The following is a 22179-nucleotide window of genomic DNA, read 5'->3' as shown; positions in this document are numbered from 1 at the left end:
AAGGCACCTCCCCGCTGCTCCCCTGCCCGCTTGGTCGACCCCGCAAGAAATGTGGTCAGCCACGCAGGAAATACAGCACGGTCGTGGTCACGGCCGTCGCCAACAGGACGCCCCGCAGCAGCCGGGCAGAGAGGCGGCGCGCCAGGTGGGCCCCTGCGAAACCGCCCGCCACCGCGCCGACCAGCATGGCCGTGAGGAGCAGCGGAGCGGACAGCGCGCCCGAGGCCAGCAGGAAGAGCACGGTCGCGCTGAGGTACATGGCCGCGAGCTGGGTCACCCGCATCGGGTTGCCGGCCGCGGCGTCGAGACCGAAGCCGATGCCCCACAGCGCCAGCATCAGGATGCCTACGGCTCCGCCGAAGTAACCGCCGTACACACCGAGGAAGAACTGTCCGATCAGCGCGGCGCGCCCGCTCATGCCGACCGGGCGCCCCAGCACACGGGTCAACGCACTCGAAAGGTGCCGTCCGAAGGCCAGGACCAGCGTCGCGAACGCGAGCAGCCACGGCACCGCGGCCTCGAAGGAGGCAGCCGGAAGCACCAGCAGGAGACCCGCGCCGACGGCGCCGCCCGCCACGCTGGTCGCCGTCAGCGCCTTGGTGGACGTGGGCCCTACGGGGGCGAGTTCGCGCCGGTAGACCCACGCGCTGGTGACCGCGCCGGGCACAAGCGCGACGCGCGACACCGCGTTCGCGACCACCGGTGGCAGTCCGACCGCGACGAGTGCGGGCAGCGCCACAAAGGTTCCGCCGCCGCCGACGGCGTTCAGGGCTCCGGCGGCGACGCCGGCCAACAGGACAAGAAAAGGCTCCATCACCCGCAGAGCATCACCCGCCGACGATCGGCGCCACAATGCGGAATCGACGTTCCCTGCCTAAGGCTGTCCCTAAGGCTGTTCCTTGCGCGGTGCCCTACCCTGGGCCGGTGCGCTACGACCTGGACGACCTGCGGCTCTTCCTCCACATCGTCACGGAGGGCTCGATCACGGCGGGCGCCCGGCGCATGCACCTGAGCCTGCCCTCGGCCAGCGCCCGGGTGCGCTCGCTGGAACACCACGCCGGGGTGGCGCTGTTGATCCGCGGCCGCCGGGGCGTACGGCCCACGCCCGCGGGAGCGACGCTGTCCCGCCACGCACGCGACGTACTCGACAGGACCGCGCGCCTCGACAGCGCCGTCGCGAGCTACACCCGGTCCCCGAACGCCCAACTCACCCTGCTGGGCGGCGGATCCGCGATGCACCGGCTCGTACCGGCCGCCCTGGTCCCGTTCCTGCGCGCCCATCCGGACACCGACGTCACCGTGTCCGAGAGCCGCACACCACGGACCATACGACGGCTCGCCGACGGCGACGCGGACCTGGGGGTCGTCATCGACGACGAGGCCGGTGACAGCGGACTGCGCATGGAACCCCTGGGCGACGACTCCCTCGTCGTGATCGGCCAGGCGGGAGGGGTCCTCGGCGGGCGGACCTCACTGACGTACAGCGAGGTCGCCGAGCACCCGCTCGTCGGCCTCGACGCCGGCTCCTCGCTGCGCCGCTGGATCGAGAAGCGGCTCGGGCCGAACGCCCCGGTGGTGCGCCACCGCACCACCGTCGCCGACCTGAGCGTCCTCGTCTCCCTGGCCGCCGCGGGCGCCGGGCTCGCCGTCGTGCCGCGGCGCGCGATCGACCCACGACACCCCCTCGACGTATGCGAGTTGCAGGACTCGTGGGCACATCGGCGTCATCTGCTGGCCTGGGGTGCGCAGGACGGCGCCGCGTCTCCGGCGGCGGAGGCGCTGGCCGAGCATCTGCGGCGAGCGGCGTTGGAGTCATAATCCGTAGTCGGCCATCGGCAATCCGCAGATCCGTAGATTCATAGATTCGTAGTGAGCCATCAACTATCAGGCATGGCCGCCCGGGAGGCAGCGCAGTGAGCGAGCAGTATGTGGTGGGGCTTCAGGAGGTCGACGAGACGGACATCGCGCTCGTCGGCGGCAAGGGCGCACACCTGGGCGGGCTTGCGCGGATCGAGGGTGTCCGGGTTCCGGCCGGTTTCTGCGTGACGACTCGTGCGTTCCGGCGGGTGATGGCGGACGCGCCGACAATCGACGAGCGGCTGGAGCAGCTGTCGCGCACGGATCCGGACGACCGGGAGGCGATCCGTACGCTCAGCGCGGAGCTCCGCCGGATCGTCGAGGGGCTCGGTGTTCCGGAGGACCTCGCGGCCGGGATCGGCCACGCGCTCGCGGACCTGGGTGAAGGTGCCGCCTGCGCCGTCCGCTCCAGCGCGACGGCCGAGGACCTGCCGACGGCCTCCTTCGCAGGCCAGCAGGACACGTACCTGAATATCGTCGGGTCGGGGGCGATCCTGGAGCACATCGGCCGGTGCTGGGCCTCGCTGTTCTCCGAGCGGGCCGTGACCTACCGTCAGCGGGCCGGCATCGACCACCGCACGGTCGACATGGCCGTGGTCGTGCAGCGGATGGCCCGCCCGGAATCGTCCGGCGTCCTGTTCACGGCGGACCCGGTCACGGGCAACCGCAAGGTGGCCACCGTGGACGCCGGCTTCGGCCTCGGCGAGGCCCTGGTCTCCGGCCTGGTGAACCCGGATGTCTTCCGGGTGCGGAACGGCGAGGTCGTCGAGCGGACCATCGCCGCCAAGCAGCGTGCCGTGTACGCGGTCCCGGGCGGTGGCACGGAGGAAGTGACGGTCGACGCGCGGCGGCAGGAGCAGCCGGCGCTGACCGATGCGCAGGTCGTACGACTCGTCGGGCTCGGGCGCCGTATCGAGGCACACTTCGGCCGGCCGCAGGACATCGAATGGTGCCTGGTCGACACCGATCCCGGCACCGACGCCGAGTTCCAGATCGTGCAGAGTCGGCCGATCACGACGCTGTTCCCGGTCCCCGAGCGCGATGACCAGGACAATCACGTCTACCTCTCCGTCGGCCATCAGCAGATGATGACCGACGCGATGAGGCCGCTGGGCATCTCCGTGTGGCAGCACACGGCGATGGCGCCGATGCACGAGGCCGGCGGGCGGCTGTTCGTCGACGCCACCCGGCGCCTGGCCGCGCCCACGAGCCGCGCGGGCCTCCTCGACATCGTGGGCCGAGGCGACCCGCTGATCAGGGACGCCCTCGAAACCGTCCTCGACCGCGGCGACTTCGTCCCGACACTCCCCGACCCGGCCCCCGCCACGCCACCGGCCGGCGGCGGCCCGCCCGCCCCCATCGAGACCGACCCGGCCATCGTCACCGGACTGATCGAGCGCAGCCGGGAGTCCATCGCCGCCCTGGAGCGCGACATCCGGACGAAGACCGGTCCTGCCCTCTTCGACTTTCTGCTCGACGCCTTCGAGGAGCACAAGCGGGCCCTCGGCGACCGACTGAGCATGCAGGCGATCATGGCGGGCATGGAGGCCACGTGGTGGCTCAACGACAAGCTGTACGAGTGGCTCGGCGAGAAGAACGCCGCTGACACGCTCACGCTGTCCGCCCCCGGCAACATCACGTCGGAGATGGGCCTCGCCCTGCTCGACGTCGCGGATGTGATCCGCCCGCTACCGGAGGTGCTGGCCTTCCTCCAGGACACGGGGCAGCTCGCGGACGACACCTTCCTCGACGAGCTGACGAAGCGCACCGGCGGACCCGAGGCGCGCGCCGCCATCGAGGCCTACCTGGACCGGTACGGGATGCGCTGCGTCGGCGAGATCGACATCACGCGGCCGCGCTGGCGCGAACGCCCCACCACACTCGTGCCGGTGATCCTCGACAACGTACGGAACTTCGAACCGGGCGCCGCGGCGCGGCGGTTCGAGGAGGGGCTTGAGAAGGCACGCCAGAAGGAAGCGGACGTGCTGGCACGCCTGCGCGCCCTGCCTGCGGACGAAGACAGGCATGGGGATGGGGACACGGACGGGGACGCAAAGGCCGACGAGACCCGGCGGATGATCGAGCGCGTCCGCACCTTCATCGGATACCGCGAGTACCCCAAGTACGGCATCATCCGCCGCTACTTCGTCTACAAGCGGGCGCTGTTGGAGGAGGCGGGGCGCCTGGTGCGGGCCGGTGTGCTCGATGACACCGAAGACATCTACTACCTGACGTTCCAGGAACTCCATGACGTCGTGCGCACGAACCGGGCGGACGGCCGGCTCATCCAGGAGCGCAGGGACGACTTCCGTACGTACCAGTCGCTCACCCCGCCGCGCGTGCTCACCTCGGACGGCGAGGCCGTCCGCGGAACGTACCGGCGCGAGGACGTGCCGGACGGCGCGCTGATCGGTCTGCCGGTGTCCGCCGGGACGGTGGAGGGGCGGGCGCGCGTCGTCCTCGACATGGCGGAGGCCGATCTCGAGGCGGGCGACATCCTGGTCACGGCGTACACGGATCCGAGTTGGTCGCCGCTGTTCGTCGCCGTCGCGGGGCTTGTCACGGAGGTGGGCGGGCTGATGACGCACGGCGCGGTGATCGCGAGGGAGTACGGCCTGCCGGCGGTCGTCGGCGTGGACAGTGCCACCCGGCTGATCCGGGACGGCCAGCGGATCCGTGTGCACGGGGCGGACGGGTACGTCGAGATCCTGGAGTGACCGGGAGCGATCATGCCCTGCAGACCATCGACCGAGACCGACACGAAGGCACACGTGACCGAAACGCCCGAGCCCGCCGCGACCCTGCGCGCGTTCATCGCCCTCGCCCCGCCCGACGACGCGAAGGACGAACTGGCGCTCGCTCTGCGCCCGGTCTACGCCACGCACCCCCGCCTGCGGCAGAACCGCATCGAGGACTGGCACATCACACTGGCGTTCCTCGGCGAGCAGTCCCTGACAACCGTTCAGCAGCTCCGGCAGCCGCTTGCCGGCCTCGCAGCCGGCCACCCCTCCCCCGAGCTGGCGCTGCGGGGCGGTGGCCACTTCGACGCGCGCGTCCTGTGGAGCGGCCTGGAGGGTGACCTGGACTGTCTGCATCTGCTGTCCGAAGCGGTCCGGAAACAGGTCAGGGCCTGCGGGGTCGACTTCCCGGAGCGTCCACTGCGCCCCCACCTGACGCTGGCGCGCGCCCGCCGCCACGACACCACGTCCGTCCCGGAGGCTGCCGAGGCTCTCGACACCTTCATCGGCCGCCGCTGGCGCCCCTTCCGCCTCCACCTGGTCGGCAGCACCCCCGGGAACGCCCCTGCGCCGAGGCGCTATCAGGACATCGCGTCGTGGGAGCTCGGCGGCGGTGCCGGGGAGCCCGCCGGGATCTGAGGACTACGCCTTGTCGATGGCGAACAGTTCGAGGTGCCCGCACTTAGGGCAGCGCAGCGCCTCGATCCGTCGGCGGGGCCGGCCGAGCCGCTTGGCGCCGCCGAAGAGGCCCTTCTCCAGCGCGCCTTCGATCCAGCGCGCGTAGCCACGCGAGTGCTCCCCGGCGTCCTCGATGAATCCGTCTTCCAGGCCGCCGGTGCCGCAGTGGGTGCAGGTGTTGTCCGTCACCGGGCCAGTCTATGAGGCGGAAGTTCAGTGGCTGGGCGGGGGTTGTTCGGTCATACCGAGGATCTGGCCGGCGGCCATGCGACGACGTGGTCGAGGACCGGGGGCCGGTACCCGGGTCCCTTGAGCACCTTGCCGTCGTCCCGGCGCAGGACCCGGCCGTCCGCGTCGAGCTTGCTCATGTTGGACCGGTGGACCTCGGCGAAGACCGCGGGCAGGTCGATCCCCAGCGCGTCGGCGGCGCCGTATGTGACGTAGAGGACATCGGCCAGCTCCTTGGCCAACGCCCTGTACGCGGTGCCCGGATCGTCGCCGGCCCGCAGGGCGCTCGCGAGGTCGGTCAGGGCCTCGGCGGCTTCGCGGGCCTCTTCGGTGAGCAACGTCCGCCGGTGTTCCGCCAGTTCAGGACGCTCGGCCGCGGCCGAACCGTCGAACGTCTCGCGGAACTCGGCGACACTGCGCATGGGTTCGTGATCCATACGTCGACCCTAAGCGCTTCCGGGTCCGCGGGTGAGCGGGGCATGGCCCGTGGCCGCCCACCCGCGTACGCGTTCGCGTCCCCGTCAGGGATGCACCAACACGTGACTGAGACCCACCCTGCCGGCGCCCTTCAGCTTGATACGGACGTAGCGTGCCTCCTCGTCGGTGTCGATGAGTGTGGGGCGCAGGGCCTTGCCCGTGATGTGTGCGGTCGTCGCGTCGGAGAAGTCGGCCGAGCTCGCGAGCTGTACGTCGAAGTCGGCCGTTGTCGTCGACGCGTCGTTCCAGACCTCTACCTGGCCGATGTGCCGGACGGCGCCGAGGTCGACCTGCCACCAGGCGCCCGGCTCTGACTGTGTACGGGTGTCGGTGGAGGTGTCGCCGTCGGTCGCGCGCGCCGCGGTGGCGGTGCCGTCCGTGGAGGACTGCGTGGCGGTGCCGGTGCGGGCCAGGTCGCGGCGGAGCTGTTCGACACGGCCGTGGGGGTCCGCGCCGGCCGACCCGGCCACCTTCAGCGCCTCGGCGGGCAGTCGGTCGAGCTTGGTGTGGTTGGCGGTCAGGGTCGAACCGGTGCCTCCGAGGGCGGGGGCGTCGGTGTCGGTCCAGTTGCCGGTGGCGTGGTTGTCGATGCCGTAGTCCGCCCAGTTGGAGACCCACTTGTAGCCGAGCCGGGTCAGGACGTTGCGGGTGACGGTGATGTGGCTGGACTGTTCGTCGAGGTAGATGCCGTTGCCGTCGCGCTCGGTGTTCCCGTACGCGCTCCGGTTGAGGTAGTTCCCGGAGATCACGGTCCCGGGCTGGGCGCCCTGCGTGTAGATGGCGCCACCGTCGTGCTGGTCGTAGGAGACGCGCATGGCGTTGGTGATCCGGTTGTTCGTGATGCGGTTGTCGCGCAGGACGGACTTCTGGACCTCGGGCTGGTTCCAGCCCCAGCCGACGGAGATGCCGGAGTAGGGCAGGTCGTCGAGGGTGTTGTGGTCGATGACGGTGCCCGCCTCGTAGCCCGCCCAGATGCCGACGGCGTCCGTGTACTCGACGCCGGTGCGACGGACGGTGTTGTACGACACCGAGTTGCGGGCGCCGGTGAGTTCGGCGGTCGGCCGGGGCTCCGTGTTGCCGATGTAGGCGGCGCCGGAGGACAGGTCGGTGAAGCGGGAGCGGGTGAGGGTGGAGTCCTGGGTGCCCTGCTCGAAGACGACTCCGGCGCCGCCGAGCCGGGTGAAGTCGGCGTCGTCGACGACCACGTCACGGCCGCCTCGGACGGTGAGCGCGGCCGCGGGCTTGGTGTAGTGACGGCCGGCGTGGTCGACGGGACCGGTGGCTCCGGTGAGTGTCAGTCCGGCCTGGGTGCCCGCGTAGCCCTCGTCGGTGTCGGGCTGCCGGTAGGCGGCGTACGCGAAGCCGATGCCGGTGAGGCGGACGTCGTGGGCGCCGTCGACGTTCACGAGCCCTTCCGTGGCGGGGGTGATCGCCTGGAATCGGCGCGGATTCTCGCCCTCGCGGGGCAGGTACGTGACGGTCCGCGCAGCGGAATCCCACGCGAACTCGCCCGGCTTGTCGAGGAGTTCGCGGGCGTTCTCGAAGTAGGACACCTTCGCGTAGCGGCTGGAGTCGACGGTGGTGGTGTCCCAGGCAGGTCCGGTGCGGTCGGTGCCGGAGGAGGAGTTGGTCCAGCAGGGCTGGGCGAACGTCATGAGGTCGCCGCTGACCGAGGCGATCCGGCAGTGGTAGTTGCGCCAGCGCACCCGGATGACGGCCTCGGCGTCGGTGGGCCGCTCCCACCGGTCGATGCCGGTGCGTGAGGCGCCGGTCATGCCCGTCTTGGTGGCGTCGCACACGGAGGCGGCGCAGGAGTCGCCGCGCGCGCGGACGGCCCGTACGCCGTCGACGAAGAGCTGTCGCGGCATGACACCTTCCGGCACCGGCGCCGTCCAAGTGCCGTCGGCATTGGCGGACCAGTCGGTGATCGCGCGCCCTCCGGAGAGCACGGGCCGGGCACCGGGCGCGGCGGCCCAGGTGACACCGGAGTCCTTGGCGCCGAGTTCGAGCGGGTGGCTCAACGCGTAGGTGCCACCGGCCAGTTCGACACGGACACTTCGTCCGGCGAGGGCCCGCGCGGCGTCACGGGCACCGTCGAGCGAGCAGGGGCGGGTGATGGTGCAGGCCGTACCAGAGCCGTGGGGCGCGGCGTACAGGACCGCCGTGTCGGCTGCGGTCGCGCGGGGTGCCGGCAAGAGCGTGAGCCCCATCGCCGCGGCGGACAGTAACGCCATCATGGTGGCGCGGATGGCCGATCTCATGCGGTGCCTTCCTCTCGTTCAGGTGAAGTGAGTAGTGGGCCCCTCGTGATCCCTCTGGCAATTGCGCTCCGACGCCCCGGGGCTTCGCCCCGGACCCCGCTCCTCAATCGCCGGAGGGGCTTAAAATCAGGCCATCGGCGGATTCTTCGCCCCGAACAACCACTCCCGCAGGAACGGATCAATGCCCCGCTCCCCCGTCACATCCACCGCGTGCCGGATGAAGTCCTCGCTGGTGACGGTCCGGTCCCGGAAGCGCCGCGGCCACAACCCCATCACCCGGTCGAACTTCCCCTGCCCCACACGGAGTCGCAGCGCGTACAGCACGAGCGCGCCGCCGTCGTAGATATTCGTGCCGCCGAGCGCCTTGGGCAGCCCGGGCGGCCCGTCCGTCACACGTATCGCGTCCAGCTTCTCGTACGTGGCCTGCATCTTGTCGACCATCCGCGACCACCCCCGCTCCTCGCTGTACAGGGCCGCGTAGTACACCGCGGGCCCCTCGTTGAGCCAGGCCTGCTGCCAGTCGTGCGGGGTGACACTGTCGCCGAACCACTGGTGGGTCAGCTCGTGGACCATGGTGTTCTCGTACGTGGGGTGGCCGGCCGCGTCGTCCTTGAACCAGTTGGTGCCCATCAGGGTGAGCGTCGTGTTCTCGAGGGCGTCGGTGTACCCGTCGTAGATGTGGACGCCGTAGACGGAGAACGGGTACGGGCCGAACTTCGCCTCCAGCCACGCGAGATGGTCCGGCGTGCGGGAGACGATCGGCGCGTAGAAGTCCTCGCGGCCCTGCGGGACGATGTGCCGCAGACGCAGCCCGGTGTGCGAACTGCCATACAGGTACGTGCCCTTGACCACGGCGATACCGAGCAGCTCCGTGGGCATCCGCTCGCGCAGCGCGAAGTGCCACACGGTGGAGCCGTCGCCGCGGTGGTCCTTGCCGGTCAACTCGCCGTTGGCCGCCGCGATGTAGCCCTTGGGCGCGGTGATGTGGAAGGCCCAGGTGGCCTTGTCGGACGGGGTGTCGTTGCACGGCAGGAACGTGTCCGCGCGCGAGGACTGCACGGCCGAGGCGAATCCGCCGTCCGTCCCGAAGCGCCATCCGGTGAGCCCGGCCCGTGGCGCCTTGCCGTTGCCGTGGTAGCGGACGGTGGTCGTGAACGGGGCGCCCTTGTGGATCGGTGCGGCCGGGGTGACGGTCAGCTCCTGGCCGGACTGGCCGAGGGTGAGGGCGGTGCGTGCCTGCCGTCCTTCGACCGTGACGGAGTCGATGGTGTGTCCGTCCGTGTCGAGGTTGAAGGCCGACAGGTCGTGCGTGGCTCGGGCGCGCAGGGTCACCGAGGCCGTGAAGTCGTAGGTGCCCGGGGTGAAGTCGAAGGTGAGGTCGTAGTGGTCGACCTGGTAGCCGCCGTTGCCGAGGGTCGGGAACAGCGGGTCGCCGACGCCGTCGGAGCCGGGTCGGGGGTCGAAGCCCGCGGCGTACGCCGGGGCGCCGAACAGGGGGACGGCGACCGCCGCTCCGGTCGCGGCGGTGAGGAACGTGCGTCTGCTGGTGCTCACTTGGCCCCCTTCTTCCCGCCCTGCTCGGCGGCCTGCTTGAACTCGGCGCGGCACTTGTCGCCGCCCGCGTTGCGCCACTTCTTGACCAGGGCGTCGTACGACGAGAGCGGCTTGCGCCCGGTGACGAGGTCCTTCACGCCGTCGAGGTGGATCGTGTACAGGCTGCCGAGCCCCTTGGAGTCCCAGGTGGGAGAGGTGTAGCCCCGCGTGGGGTCCTCGGCGAGCATCGGAATGAGCTTCGTGTACGCCTCGTGGGCGTAGCGGGCCGCCTCGGGGTGTGTGGCGCTGAAGAAGGCGGGAGCGGCCGAGGCCAGCTTGGTCCAGGGCACGGTCACGTCCTGCGTGCCCTGCTTGGTGAGGACGGGCGTGCCGTGCTTGTCGCGCTTGTAGTCGGTGCCCTCGACGCCGTAGTTCATGAGGGTGTACTCGAGCGAGCCGAAGGGCGCGGCGGCGAAGTCGGCGAGCCGCAGGATCTCCTCGACCCGGCCCCGGCTCGCCTTGGTGATGTGGCAGTTCTCCAGGGAGGGGTTGTCGCTCCAGGCGACCGCGTCCTTGCCGACCGGCACCATCGGGCGGACGTCGAAGGACTTGTCGATGGCACTCATCGCGTCGACGTACCCGGTGCCGGTGGTGAGGTAGGAGGGCATGCCGTCGTACACGTACGCGGCCTTGCCGTTCTTGAACAGGTCGGTGTACTGCGCCTTCTGGGCGCCCGACATCTGTACGGTGCCGGGGTAGAAGCAGCCCGCCTTGTACAGCTTGGCGGCCGTCTCGACGGCGTGCCGGTAGGCCTCGTCCTCCAACTGGTACGTCCACTTGCCGGACTTGGTGTCGTGCGTCCAGAAGTACTGGGCGCCGGCCGACATGGCGAGCAGGTTCGTGCCACTGCCCGCGAAGAAGTACTGCTTCTTCTTGGTGTCGGTCAGCTCCTTGGCCAGCTCGACGAGCCGCTCCAGGCTGTCGATCTCGTCGAGGCTGTCCACGCCCGCCTGCTTGAACAGGTCCGCGCGGTAGAAGCCGGCGCCGCCGCTGCCGGACCTGGCGATCGGGATGCCGTAGAGCTTCCCGCCGAAGATGGCCTCCTTCCAGGCGTACTCGGGGATCGCCGCCAGGTTGGGGTACTTCTTGACCTTGCCTCCGGCGAGGTGCGGGGTGAGGTCCGCGCACGTGGAGGCGAGGAAGGCCGCCTTGTTGTCGACGCCGCCGGTCTCCGGGTACATGAAGATGTCGGGCAGCTGGTCACCGGCGACCATCGTGGAGAACTTCGCCGGGTAGTCGTCGGCCGGCACCGCCGTGAAGTCGACCTTGGTGCCCAGCAGCTTCTCTATCTCCCGCCAGGCGACGTTCTTGCCGCGCTCCGGGGGCAGCGGGGCGAAGGTCTCGGTCACCGCGGTGATCTTCTTGGCTCCCTTGAGCGAGGTGCCCTTGGTGGCCCGGGCCATCTCGGTGGGGTACTTCAGGAACGCGGCGGGCACGCCCGCGACGGTGCCGGGCAGGTCGGCCTCGATGCCGATGTTGCGGATGGCCGTGGCCGGCAGCAGCTTGGCGCTCTTGGCCTCCGCCTTGGCGGCCGTGCCGCCGTCGCCGCACGCGGCGAGCAGGGGCGCGGCGGCGACGCCGAGCCCGGCGCCGACACCCCAGCGGAGCATGGTGCGGCGGTTCATGGTCGTGGTGCCGGGCATGCGAAGTCTCCTCAACGTGAAGGGGCACACGGAAGTCGGGGCGTGGCGGCCGGTGTGCGGGACCTGGGGTCGCGGCGCAGACGGGAGTTCGACGACAGCCCCAGGGCCTTCTCAGCCCTTGACGGCGCCGGTGAGGACGCCCTTGGTGAAGTAGCGCTGGAGGAACGGGTAGACGAGCAGGATCGGCACGACCGCGATCACGAGCACGGCCATCTGCACGGCCTGCTGCGGGGCTATCGCCTCACCGGCCGCGGCGGTGTCGAGGTTCTGTCCCTGGAGGATGAAGGTGCGCAGCACCATGGGCAGCGGCCACTTGTCGTTGTCGCCGAGGTAGAGCAGGGCGTTGAAGTACGCGTTCCAGTAGGCGACCGCGTAGAAGAGGCCGACGACGGCGATGACCGCCTTCGACAGGGGCAGCACGACCTGTATCAGGGTGCGGAAGTCGCCCGCGCCGTCGACCTTCGCGGCGTCGTACAGCTCCTCCGGCAGGTTCATGAAGAACGCCCGCATCACCACGAGGTTGAAGGCGCTGACCATGGTGGGCAGGACCAGGGCGGCGAAGGTGTTGTAGAGGCCGAGCTCCTTGACCAGCAGGAAGTTGGGGATGACGCCCGCGTTGAACAGCATCGTGAACAGGGCGGTCATCAGCAGGAAGCGGCCTCCGACGATGCCGCGCCGCGACAGGCCGTACGCCATGCCGATGGTGGCGAGCAGGCTGCAGACGGTGCCCGCGAGGGTGACCGCGATGCTCACGAACAGGGCGCGGGTGACCCGGCCCCCGGTGAAGGCCGTGCGGTAGGCGTCGAGGTTGGGGTGGTCGGGCCACAGGACGAGCCCGTTGGCGTGGATGATGTCGGTCTGCGAGGCGAAGCTCGTCCCGATCACACCGAGCAGCGGGTACGCGACGAGGGCCACGACGACGACCAGGGCGAGGCCCTTGAGGGCGAGTCCCACCCTGGTGGGGCGCTCCATCCAGGGCGGGCGGGCCCCCGAAGGACGGAGTTCGCCGGGTCCGGCGTCCGGTGCGGCGGGCGTGGCCTTGCGGCGCGTCCCCACCGCGGTCGTCTCAGCGGTCAGCACCTCTGTACACCCCTTCATGTCCGAGCCGGTGGGCGAACTTGTTGGCGCCGATGACCAGGGCCGTGCCGATGACCGCCTTCACCAGACCGACGGCGGCCGCGGTGCCCCACTGGTTGTCCTTGATGCCGTGGAAGTAGACGTAGGTATCGAGCACTTCGCCGGCGCCCGGGCCGACGGCGTCGCGCTGCAGCAGGATCTGTTCGAAACCGACCGTGAGAATGTTGCCGAGGTTGAGGATCAGCAGCAGTACGAGCACCGGGGCGAGGCCGGGCAGCGTCACGTGCCAGAACCGGCGCCGGCGCGCGGCGCCGTCCATGGCAGCCGCCTCGTACAGGCCGCGGTCGATGTTCAGGAGCGCGGCGAGGATGATGATGGTGCCCCAGCCGGCGTCCTTCCACATGACCTGCAGCGCGAGCAGCCAGGGGAAGGCATTCGGGTCGGTCATCATGTCGTAGTGCGGCAGGCCGACCGCTTCCAGCAGGTCCGGGACCGCCCCCGCGCCACCGAGGATCTGCTGGAAGATCGAGACGATGATGACCCAGCCGATGAAGTGCGGCAGGTAGACGACGCTCTGCACGAAGCGCCGCAGCTTGTCGCTGACGATGCTGCTGAGCAGCATCGCGAGCCCGATCGGCACCGGGAAGAACAGGACCAGTTGGACGAGCGCGATCTCCAGCGTGTTCGCGGTCGCCGACCAGAAGTCGGGGTCGGCGAAGGCGCTCGCGAAGTTGGCGAAGCCGGTCCAGGCGCTGTGCATGTAGCCCAGATAGGGCTGGTAGTCCTGGAAGGCCACCATGTAGCCGAGCAGCGGCACGTAGTGGAACACCACGAAGTACAGGAAGCCGGGCAGGCAGAGCAGCAGCATCACCTTGTCGCGCTTGACGCGCTGCCACAGGGTTCTGCGGATGGTGCCGGGCACGGCTGAGGGTGGCGCGGAAGCAGTCATGGGGCGGTCCTGTTCGGCCGGGTGACGCAAGAACTGCGTTACTGCGGCGGCAAGTTAGTAAGCGTTTAACCCTGCCGTCAATAGATCCGGGCAAGCGCTGCATGTCGATGGCCCTCCAATACGAGCGTTCTGCGCGGGATTTGAGTCTCTGACCTGCCAACTCACTGACTGGGTCTGGCTTTTGGGTTGACGGTCGTACGGCAGTGTCCTTAGCGTGCGGTCACCTGATAGAACACGTTTACTGTCCGGAGGCAGGGTGCGTACCACTGACGAGGTGTCGACCGGGGCCGAGGCTTCGGCCATCGGCACCACACCGCCCCCGCGGCGGCCCCGTACGGTTCTGGCGATGCACTCCTCGGTCGTCGACGACGTCTTCCCACCCGCCGTACGGGTCCGGCTCGAGGACACGGCCGACATCCGGCCGCCGCACGTCCTGCGCGAGTTCACCAGCCCACAGGCGCGCGCCGCGCTCGCCGAGTGCGAGGTGCTGCTCACCGGCTGGGGCTGCCCGCCCATCGACACCACCGTGCTCGACGGCGCGCCCCGGCTGCGCGCGGTCATCCACGCGGCCGGCACCGTCAAGCCGTTCCTGGGGCGGGAGGCCTACGAGCGCGGTATCGCGGTGTCGTCGGCCGCCGCCGCCAATGCCGTGCCGGTCGCCGAGTTCACCCTCGCGGCGATCATCATGGGCGCCAAGCGGGCCTTCCCGCTCGCCCATCTCTTCCGCACAAGGCGCACCCACCGCACCGATGCCGACCTGGACCGGCACCACTGGCTCGGCACCCGCGGCCTCACCGTCGGGGTCGTCGGCGCCTCGCACGTCGGCCGCCGGGTGGTGCGGCTGCTGCGCTCGCTCGACGTCGAGGTCCTCCTGTACGACCCGTACATCGAGGACACCGAGGCCGTCCTGCTCGGCGTCACCCGCACCGACCTGGACACCCTGCTCACCGCGAGCGACGTGGTCACCCTGCACGCGCCCGACACCGACGAGACCCGGCAGCTGCTCGACGCCCGCCGCCTGGACCTGTTGCGTCCCGGCACCCTGCTGGTCAACACCGCGCGCGGGCCCCTCGTGGACACGGAGGCCCTGGTCGAGCACCTGGTCAGCGGGCGGATCGACGCCGTGCTCGATGTGACGGACCCGGAGCCACTGCCCGCCGACCATCCGCTGTGGGACCTGCCCAACGTCCTCATCACGCCGCACATGGCGGGCGCCCAGGGCAACGAGGTGGGGCGGCTCGGCGCGCTCGCCGTCGACGAGCTCACCCGGTACGCGCACGGCGCTCCGCTCGACCACCCCGTCCGCCTCGACGACTTGGAGCACATCGCGTGACCGGGCCCACCCCGCACGGCATAAGCTCTGGGGCGGGCGGAGCAGCGACGGCACGGCAGGATCACCAGGGGGTGGGCCGGATGGCCCGGCAACGATCGACGGCGCCCGGCGGCTCCGGTCACCGGGAGCGGCGCCGCGCGACGGTGGTCGACGTCGCCAAGCACGCCGGGGTCTCCACGGCCACCGTCTCCCGCGTGATGAACCGCAACTACCCGGTCGCCGCGGCCACCCGCGAGCGCGTCGAAGCGGCGGCGCGCGAGCTGGGTTACGTGGCCAACGCCCACGCCCGCGCCCTCGCCGGCAGTTCGGGGCGCACGGTCGGCATCATCGTGAGCGAACTGATCGACCCGTTCTACGCGTACATCGCGCGCGGCGTCGAACGCGAGGCGACCGCGGGCGACCGGCTGTGCCTGGTGTGCTGCACGCAGGGCGATCCCCAGCGCGAGCTGGCCTTCATCGAGCTGATGCACGAGCGGCGGGCGGACGCGGTGGTGCTGGTCGGCGGGAGCGTCGACGATCCCGACTACCGCGCGGAACTCTCGCGCAGAGCCCATGAGTTGGCCGCGGACGGCGCCAAGCTCGTGCTGTGCGGGCGCCCCTCTCTTGGCGAGGGTGTGCCCACGGTGGACGTGGAGTACGACAACGAGGGCGGCGCGTTCGCCATCACCGACCATCTGATCACCCGGGGGCACCGGCGGATCCTCTACCTGGGCGGCCCGCCCGCGCTGTCGACGGCGCGCGACCGGCTCGCCGGGCACCGGCGCGCGCTCGAGCTGCGCGGCATCGACCGGGTCCCCGAGCTGGAGCAGCCGGGCGCCTTCGGCCGGTCCTTCGGCTACCGGCGCATGAGCGAACTGCTGCGGGACGGGCCGGAGTTCACGGCGGTCTTCGCGGCCAACGACATCGTCGCCGCCGGGGCCGCGCAGGCGCTGGAGGAGGCCGGGCTTCGGGTACCGGAGGACGTGTCGCTGGTCGGCTACGACGACATTCCGGTGGCCCAGGAACTGCGGCCGCGCCTGACCACGGTCCGCATCCCGCTGGAGGAGATGGGCCGACAGGCCGTGCGGGTCGCCCTGAACGGCGGGGACGAGGACGACTGGCGCGCCCCCACGATCGGCACGCTGCGCCTGGGCACGCACATCGTGGTCCGTGACTCCGTGGCTCCCCCGGCGGCGGCGCGTGGCCGCGGGAGCAGCGGGAGCAGCGGGAGCCGTCGGCAGGCCTGAGCCACGGCCTTCGCAGTACCACAGCACCCCGCCCGGTTGCGCAATCCTGCTCGGTTCAGGGCTTCTTGGCGTAGTAACGAGCAGAAAATCGCTCCAGCACCTTGCCACCCGGCAGCAAACGCTTACATGCTGGCGCCCAGTTCGCACGCACCACGTCCCGCTCATCCTTCCGACGTCCTTCGTCTCCTGGGGAGTCCCTGCATGCGCCCTGCCGACACGTCCTCCCACGTCCACGCCGCTGGCCACCCCGACGCGCGCCCCGGGCCCGGGCGGCGCACGGTGCTCACCGCGCTGGCCGGTGCCGGAGCCGCCGGCGGCCTCGCGCTCACCCTCGGCACGGGCTCCGCGCAGGCCGCCACCTCCACGACCGCGCGGCTGACCGCCCGCCCGTCGGCCGAGGCCGAACGGCTGCGCCTCGGACAGGCCCTGCGCGCCTCCGAGTTCCAGCCGACGGGCCGCCATGTCGCGGCGGGCATCCCGCTGCGCCTGGACGTGCAGCCCAACGACGGCGTACTGCCCACCGTGTGGATCGGCCGGTGGGACTACTACGCCACCCTGACCGCTCCGCGGAGCTACCCGCTCAAGGCCGGCGCCAACACGGTCACCGACCCGCACGGCGGCCCCGTCTACTTCTCCCTGGAGGGCAACTGGGAGAGAGCCACGGTGGCGTTCAAGAGCGGCAGCACACCCATGCCGGTCTTCACCCTCGGAAGCACCGAAGAGGCCGACTTCCAGAGCCAGTTGGACACCTTGACGGACGTGCCGGTCGTGGAACTGCACGGCCCGCGCTCCATCGTGACGCTGTCCCGCGAGGGCGCCCTGCTGTACCGCGACGAGAGCCACGCGGAGCTGCTGCGCCTCCTTGAGCAGATCATCGACGCGGAGTCGGCGATCAGCGGTCTCGACGGCTCCAAGCCCGTGCACCGGCCCAAGGCGGGCGGCTACCACTTCACCGAGGTGTCGGTGGTGCCGTCCGGCGTCGGCGCGTACGCCACCCACGGCTACAACGGCTTCCCGCGCGCGTACCTCGACCGGGCCACGACGGTGCAGGGGCTGCGCACCCGTGGCTGGGGGCTCTACCACGAACTCGGCCATCTGCATCAGCAGTTCGCGTACAAGCCCGCCGCGATGACCGAGGTCACCGTGAACATCTACTCCCTGGCCGTGCAGCGAGCCCTGGGGCAGCCGTCCAATCTGCTGACCGCCGACCCGGCGACGGGGCTCAACCCCTTCCAGTCGGCCCGCGCCAAGTTCGGCACGGACGGGCTCACGTACGAGAAGTCCTTCGGGGCGTACGAGAAGCTGGTTCCGCTGCGGCAGTTGGAGCTGGCGTTCGGCGACTCGTTCTGGCCGCGGCTTCACCGGCTGGTGCGCGAGGAGAACCCGCAGTCGGACTCCTCGGACTCCGCAGGGCGCTACCGGGCCCTCGCCCTCTACGCGAGCCGCGTCGCGGAGCGCGATCTCACCGACTTCTTCGTCACCACTTGGGCCTTCCCGATCGACGCGCAGGGGCGCGCGGAACTCGCCGCGCTCGGGCTGCCGAAGCCGTCCGTCGACCCGGCCACGCTGACCGACTGAACCGAAGGGCGAACACCGACCATGCAGCTGACCAGACGACGCACCCTCGCCCTCATGGGAACGGGCGCCGTGGCGACGACACTTCCCCTCGGTCTCGGCGCCATGTCGGCCGCCGCGGCCGAGGACCCCTACGAGCCGCTGCTCGCGCGGGCGGCCCAGCAGCTCACCGGCGGCGAGGTCGACCCGGATGACCCGGATGTCGCCGCCGCGCTGGCCGCCCTGGACAAGCAGGCCGCCGACTGGTGGCAGAAGCTCGACCGCTCCGCGGGACGCAAGGCCCTGTGGTCCGATCTGGCCCCGGCCTCCGATCCGGGCATGTTCGGCCAGAGCTACACACGGCTGCGCACCATCACCACGGCTTGGGCGACCCCCGGCACCTCCCTCACCGACGACACCAGCGTGCGCGAGGCGCTTCTCGACGCCCTGCGTTTCCTGCGCACCGCCGGCTACAACGACTCGCGCTCCGAATCGGGCAACTGGTGGTTCTGGGAGATAGGCGCACCGCGTGCGCTGCTCGACACCTGTGTGCTGCTGCGCGCCCACCTCCCCGCCGAGGATCTGTCCGCTTACCTCAAGACCGTCGCCAAGTTCGTCCCCGACGCGGACCGGCGCACCAACTCCCCCACGCTGGCGGAGACGGGCGCCAACCGGGCGGACAAGGCCGTCATCGTCGCCCTGCGCGGCCTGCTCGCCGGCGATCCGGACGTCGTCGCGCTGGCCCGCGACGGTCTCTCGGACGTGCGCGACGACGGCAAGAACAGCCTCTTCCAGTACGTCACCTCGGGCGACGGCTTCTACGAGGACGGCTCCTTCGTCCAGCACTCCTCGGTCGCCTACACCGGTACCTACGGCGGCGTCCTGCTCGGCAGCGCGGGCCAGCTGATCGCGCTGCTCGCCGACTCCCAGTGGTCCGTCACCGACCCGGCGGTGACGGTGCTGTACGAGGCGGTCGAGCGCTCCTTCGTGCCCGTGCTCCTCGACGGCGTGATGATGGACGCGCTGCGTGGCCGCGCCATCTCGCGCGAACGCGCCCGCGACCACACGGACGGGGCGGCCACCGCCTCGTACATCCTCCAACTGGCCGACGGCGCACCGCAGTCGTACGCGGACCGCTGGCGCTCGGCCGTCAAGGGCTGGATCCTGCGCAACCGGGACACCCCGTACCTGGGGCTTGTCGGCGTCCCCGCCCTGGCCCGCGCGAAGGCCCTGCTGGCGGATACGGCGGTGCGCCCCGCGGAGCGGGTCACCGGCCATCACGTGTTCGCCGACATGGACCGGGTCGTGCACCGGCGGCCCGGTTGGTCGTGCACCCTGTCCATGTCCTCCAAGCGCATCGCGGCGTACGAGGCGGGCAACGGCGAGAACCTGCACGGCTGGTACACCGGCGACGGCATGACGTACCTGTACGACGGAGACGACCTCGACGCCTTCGGTGACGACTTCTGGCCGACGGTGAACCCCTACCGGCTGCCGGGAACCACCGTGGACACCCGCACACGGGCCGACCTCGGCACCGCCCCGGGAACCGACACCTTCCGCCCGAAGAACGCGGTCGCGGGCGGCGCGGTGCTCGATGGCCAGTACGGTGCGGCGGCGATGGAGCTGATCGCCGACGGGTCGACGCTGCGCGCCAAGAAGGCGTGGTTCTTCCTCGACAACGCGGTCGTCGCGCTGGGCGCCGGCATCACCGCGGGCGACGGCCGCACCGTCGAGACCGTCGTGGAGAACCGGAACCTGCACGCCGACGGCGCTCCCCGGCTCACCGTCGACGACCGCCCGCAGCCCGGTGAGCAGGGCTGGTCGGCGCGGCTCACCGACGCGCGCTGGGTACACCTGGAGGGAACGGGAGGCTACGTCTTCCCGGCCGGCGGCCCCCTGCGCGCACTGCGCGAGGAACGCACCGGGGCCTGGCGCTCCCTCAACACCGGGGCGGACACCGGCGGTTCCACCACCCCGGTCACCCGGCGCTACGCCACCCTCTGGTTCGATCACGGCCCCTCCCCCGAATCCGCTTCCTACGCCTACGTCCTGCTCCCGGGCGCGACGGCCGCCGCGACCGCCACGTGGTCCCGCTCCACTCCGGTGCGCGTCCGCACGAACAACGCGACCGTCCAGGCCGTCGAATCACCCCGGCTCGGCCTGCTCGCCGCGCACTTCTGGGCGGCGGGATCCGTCGACGGGCTGCGCGCCGACGGCCCGGGCACCGTGCTCGTCCGCCGCCGGGACGACGGCATCACCGTCGCCGTGTCCGACCCCGGCCGCACCGGGACCACCCTGTCCGTCGAACTCCCCTTCGCCGTGCGCCACGTGGTCCGCGCCGACGACACGGTCTCCGTCACGCCGGGCCGTCGCCCGGTGGTCACGGTCCGCGTCGCGGGCTCGCGCGGCCATACGCACACCGCCGACCTCGCGTAGCGGAGCCCGTACAGCAACCCGTACAGAAACCCGCACAGCAGCCAGCCCACCTCCCCGCCCGCCCCGACCGAGGAGCCGTCGAGCCACCATGCCCGCCCCGTACCTCTCCCTGCCACCGACCGACCGCGTCCGCTCCCCGCTGACGGGGTGGACCCGGGCACACTGGGAGGCCCTCGCCGACCGGCAGTTGGCGGCGCTGGCCCCTTACGCGACACCGGGGTTCGCGCAGTACCGGCTTCCCGGGCGGGGCAGCTGGTCCGGGGTGGTGCTGGACGGGCTCGAAGGGTTCGCTCGGACATTTCTGCTGGCCTCATTTCGGATCGCGGGCGCGGGCAAGGACACGACGGGACCGGGGAACGGGACCGAAGCCCCGGCCGTTTCCCACCTGATCGAAAGGTATACGCAGGGTCTGACAACGGGCACGGACCGTGACCACGCGGAGGCCTGGCCCGAACTCACTGACTGCTCCCAGCAGATGGTGGAGGCCGCCTCGATCGCGATCGGCCTGCACGAGACCCGCCCCTGGATCTGGGACCGGCTCGACAGCCGGGTCCAGGAACGCGTGGTCGACTGGCTCTCGGGCTTCGTGGGCGCCCGCACGTGGGACAACAACTGGCGCCTGTTCCAGGTGGTGGCGGAGCAGTTCCTGGCCTCGGTCGGCGCCCCGTACAGCCAGAGCGACATCGACGGCGGACTCGACCGGATCGAGGACTGGTACGTCGGCGATGGCTGGTACAGCGACGGCGACGGCCGCAACTTCGACTACTACGTCGGCTGGGCTCTGCACCTGTACCCGCTGCTGTGGGCGAGGATCGCGGGCCCGGACAGCGACGATGGCCGCGCGAAGACCTACCGCGAACGGCTCTCCCTGTTCCTGGAGACGTACCCGCAGTTCTTCGGCGCGGACGGCGCACCCGTGCACCAGGGCCGTTCCCTGACCTACCGCATGGCGGCGACGGCGCCCGTCTGGCTGGGCGCGCTCGCCGACTGCACACCCCTCGCTCCGGGCCTGACACGCCGGCTGGCATCGGGCACGGCACGCCACTTCACCGAGCGCGGTGTACCGGACGAGCGGGGACTCCAGCCCCTGGGCTGGTACGGCACACACCTGCCGACCACCCAGCCGTACTCGGGGCCGGCCTCACCGTACTGGTCGAGCAAGGGCTTCCTGGGACTCCTCCTGCCCGCCGAGCACCCGGTGTGGACCGACCGCGAACTCCCCCTGCCCGTGGAGCGGGACACGCAGTACACCGCCCTGCCCGCACCGGGCTGGCTGCTGCACGGCACCCCGCACGACGGCATCGTCCGCCTGGTCAACCACGGCAGCGACCACAACCCGCTCGAAGGACCGGCCGACGACGATCCGCACTACGCCAAGCTTGCCTACTCCACCGCGACCGCACCCGAGTCCGCCCCGCACGCCTGGTCCCGCACCGTCGACAACCACATCGCCTTGCTGGCCCCGGACGGCACGCCTTCGCGCCGCCGCCGCATCCACCCCCTCACATGCGAGGGACACCGTGCGTCCTCCCGTCACCACGCTCAACTCCCGGACAGTGACGCACAGTTCCCGATCGAGTCGACGAGTGTGCTGCACGGCCCGTGGGAGCTGCGGGTGCACCGGGTGCGGGCCCCGGCGGGTGTCACCGTCCGCGAGGGCGGGCACGCGGTCGCCGACACCGTGCGACCGCACACCGACCAGGGGCCGGGCTGGGCGCTGACCCGCACGGAATCGGGGCTGACGAGCGCGGTGGTCGCCCTGCACGGCTGGGACACGGAGGCCGGGATCGCCCGCGAGGTGGCGGCGAACGCCTACGGCCCCCACTCGGCGACCCCGTATCTGCGCTCCCTCCCCCACCCGGGCGGCACCACCGTCCACGTAACCCTGGTGGCCCTCACACGCGACGCGGTGCACCCGCGGGCGCTGCGGGAGGCGATCGAGTGCACGGTGGACGCGGCGGGCACGGTCGCGGTCACGTTCCCGGACGGTGAGGTGGTGAGGGTGACACCTCACTCGAGCCGGCGAGCGGCGGCCTCATAGGTGGTGTCGGGGGCGCTGTTGAACGCGATGGCCGCGGCGGGCGCGTATCGCCTGACCAAGTTGACGATCCGCGCCCGCCCGGACC

16 protein-coding genes are annotated in these 22179 nt (G+C 71.1%); 8 read left to right on the top strand and 8 right to left on the bottom strand.

What is annotated here, in order from left to right; genetic code table 11:
• Positions 1–55: 55 nt before the first annotated feature.
• A complete protein-coding gene (locus OHA73_RS42095) occupies positions 56–814 on the bottom strand; it encodes a sulfite exporter TauE/SafE family protein (protein ID WP_443063183.1) in 759 nt (252 codons plus the stop codon).
• 110 nt (positions 815–924) lie between these two features.
• Here OHA73_RS42095 and OHA73_RS42090 point away from each other — a divergent pair, with 110 nt between their 5' ends.
• The 3 genes from OHA73_RS42090 to thpR all read left to right on the top strand — a co-directional run bounded on the left by OHA73_RS42090 (position 925) and on the right by thpR (position 5234).
• Positions 925–1818 carry a LysR family transcriptional regulator gene (locus tag OHA73_RS42090; protein ID WP_327657967.1) on the top strand — a complete coding sequence of 298 codons (894 nt, stop codon included), beginning with the start codon at positions 925–927 and terminating at the stop codon, positions 1816–1818.
• Between the two features lie 95 nt (positions 1819–1913).
• The gene (rph, locus tag OHA73_RS42085; RefSeq protein WP_327657966.1) at positions 1914–4574 is read left to right on the top strand and encodes a rifamycin-inactivating phosphotransferase; all 2661 of its coding nucleotides are present in this window, start codon (positions 1914–1916) and stop codon (positions 4572–4574) included.
• A gap of 12 nt (positions 4575–4586) precedes the next feature.
• Entirely contained in the window at positions 4587–5234 is a 648-nt protein-coding gene (gene thpR / locus OHA73_RS42080) for an RNA 2',3'-cyclic phosphodiesterase (RefSeq protein WP_327657965.1), read from the top strand.
• 3 nt (positions 5235–5237) lie between these two features.
• Here thpR and OHA73_RS42075 read toward each other — a convergent pair whose 3' ends face one another.
• From OHA73_RS42075 to OHA73_RS42045, 7 genes are all read right to left on the bottom strand, one after another.
• Positions 5238–5462, bottom strand: coding sequence for a hypothetical protein (locus tag OHA73_RS42075; RefSeq protein ID WP_327657964.1), 225 nt, complete (start codon positions 5460–5462; stop codon positions 5238–5240).
• A gap of 50 nt (positions 5463–5512) precedes the next feature.
• Positions 5513–5938, bottom strand: coding sequence for a MazG nucleotide pyrophosphohydrolase domain-containing protein (locus OHA73_RS42070; RefSeq protein ID WP_443063182.1), 426 nt, complete (start codon positions 5936–5938; stop codon positions 5513–5515).
• An 84-nt stretch (positions 5939–6022) separates the two neighbouring features.
• Positions 6023–8239, bottom strand: coding sequence for a galactose-binding domain-containing protein (locus OHA73_RS42065; RefSeq protein ID WP_327657963.1), 2217 nt, complete (start codon positions 8237–8239; stop codon positions 6023–6025).
• Positions 8240–8365: 126 nt separating this feature from the next.
• Entirely contained in the window at positions 8366–9793 is a 1428-nt protein-coding gene (locus tag OHA73_RS42060) for a M1 family metallopeptidase (RefSeq protein WP_327657962.1), read from the bottom strand.
• On the bottom strand, positions 9790–11475 hold the full coding sequence (locus OHA73_RS42055; RefSeq protein WP_327657961.1) for an extracellular solute-binding protein: 1686 nt from the start codon (positions 11473–11475) through the stop codon (positions 9790–9792). Before OHA73_RS42055 ends, OHA73_RS42060 begins: the two co-directional genes overlap by 4 nt.
• A gap of 111 nt (positions 11476–11586) precedes the next feature.
• Positions 11587–12447 (bottom strand): carbohydrate ABC transporter permease, encoded by an 861-nt coding sequence (locus tag OHA73_RS42050; RefSeq protein WP_266725733.1) that lies wholly within the window; start codon positions 12445–12447, stop codon positions 11587–11589.
• 94 nt (positions 12448–12541) lie between these two features.
• A complete protein-coding gene (locus OHA73_RS42045) occupies positions 12542–13501 on the bottom strand; it encodes an ABC transporter permease (RefSeq protein ID WP_266724316.1) in 960 nt (319 codons plus the stop codon).
• Positions 13502–13847: 346 nt separating this feature from the next.
• Here OHA73_RS42045 and OHA73_RS42040 point away from each other — a divergent pair, with 346 nt between their 5' ends.
• The 5 genes from OHA73_RS42040 to OHA73_RS42020 all read left to right on the top strand — a co-directional run bounded on the left by OHA73_RS42040 (position 13848) and on the right by OHA73_RS42020 (position 22094).
• A complete protein-coding gene (locus OHA73_RS42040) occupies positions 13848–14834 on the top strand; it encodes a hydroxyacid dehydrogenase (RefSeq protein WP_443063243.1) in 987 nt (328 codons plus the stop codon).
• A gap of 80 nt (positions 14835–14914) precedes the next feature.
• Entirely contained in the window at positions 14915–16060 is a 1146-nt protein-coding gene (locus OHA73_RS42035; RefSeq protein ID WP_327657960.1) for a LacI family DNA-binding transcriptional regulator, read from the top strand.
• A gap of 201 nt (positions 16061–16261) precedes the next feature.
• A complete protein-coding gene (locus tag OHA73_RS42030) occupies positions 16262–17638 on the top strand; it encodes a M60 family metallopeptidase (protein WP_327657959.1) in 1377 nt (458 codons plus the stop codon).
• Positions 17639–17659: 21 nt separating this feature from the next.
• Positions 17660–20053: a polysaccharide lyase 8 family protein gene (locus OHA73_RS42025; RefSeq protein ID WP_327657958.1), complete on the top strand. Its 2394-nt coding sequence runs from the start codon at positions 17660–17662 to the stop codon at positions 20051–20053.
• 88 nt (positions 20054–20141) lie between these two features.
• Positions 20142–22094: a DUF2264 domain-containing protein gene (locus OHA73_RS42020; RefSeq protein ID WP_327657957.1), complete on the top strand. Its 1953-nt coding sequence runs from the start codon at positions 20142–20144 to the stop codon at positions 22092–22094.
• Positions 22095–22179: the final 85 nt, after the last annotated feature.

This window comes from Streptomyces sp. NBC_00483, assembly GCF_036013745.1.
Classification (GTDB): domain Bacteria; phylum Actinomycetota; class Actinomycetes; order Streptomycetales; family Streptomycetaceae; genus Streptomyces.
Note: the sequence above shows the minus strand (reverse complement) of the source record. Positions and strands in the feature narration are given on the sequence as shown.

What these genes read in the sequence shown, in the direction of transcription:
- OHA73_RS42095 (WP_443063183.1), bottom strand. Translation starts at nt 814, where the DNA reads ATGGAGCCTTTTCTTGTCCTGTTGGCCGGCGTCGCCGCCGGAGCCCTG.
- thpR (WP_327657965.1), top strand. Translation starts at nt 4,587, where the DNA reads ATGCCCTGCAGACCATCGACCGAGACCGACACGAAGGCACACGTGACC.
- OHA73_RS42070 (WP_443063182.1), bottom strand. Translation starts at nt 5,938, where the DNA reads ATGGATCACGAACCCATGCGCAGTGTCGCCGAGTTCCGCGAGACGTTC.
- OHA73_RS42065 (WP_327657963.1), bottom strand. Translation starts at nt 8,239, where the DNA reads ATGAGATCGGCCATCCGCGCCACCATGATGGCGTTACTGTCCGCCGCG.
- OHA73_RS42055 (WP_327657961.1), bottom strand. Translation starts at nt 11,475, where the DNA reads ATGCCCGGCACCACGACCATGAACCGCCGCACCATGCTCCGCTGGGGT.
- OHA73_RS42050 (WP_266725733.1), bottom strand. Translation starts at nt 12,447, where the DNA reads ATGGAGCGCCCCACCAGGGTGGGACTCGCCCTCAAGGGCCTCGCCCTG.
- OHA73_RS42045 (WP_266724316.1), bottom strand. Translation starts at nt 13,501, where the DNA reads ATGACTGCTTCCGCGCCACCCTCAGCCGTGCCCGGCACCATCCGCAGA.
- OHA73_RS42040 (WP_443063243.1), top strand. Translation starts at nt 13,848, where the DNA reads ATGCACTCCTCGGTCGTCGACGACGTCTTCCCACCCGCCGTACGGGTC.
- OHA73_RS42035 (WP_327657960.1), top strand. Translation starts at nt 14,915, where the DNA reads ATGGCCCGGCAACGATCGACGGCGCCCGGCGGCTCCGGTCACCGGGAG.
- OHA73_RS42030 (WP_327657959.1), top strand. Translation starts at nt 16,262, where the DNA reads ATGCGCCCTGCCGACACGTCCTCCCACGTCCACGCCGCTGGCCACCCC.
- OHA73_RS42025 (WP_327657958.1), top strand. Translation starts at nt 17,660, where the DNA reads ATGCAGCTGACCAGACGACGCACCCTCGCCCTCATGGGAACGGGCGCC.
- OHA73_RS42020 (WP_327657957.1), top strand. Translation starts at nt 20,142, where the DNA reads ATGCCCGCCCCGTACCTCTCCCTGCCACCGACCGACCGCGTCCGCTCC.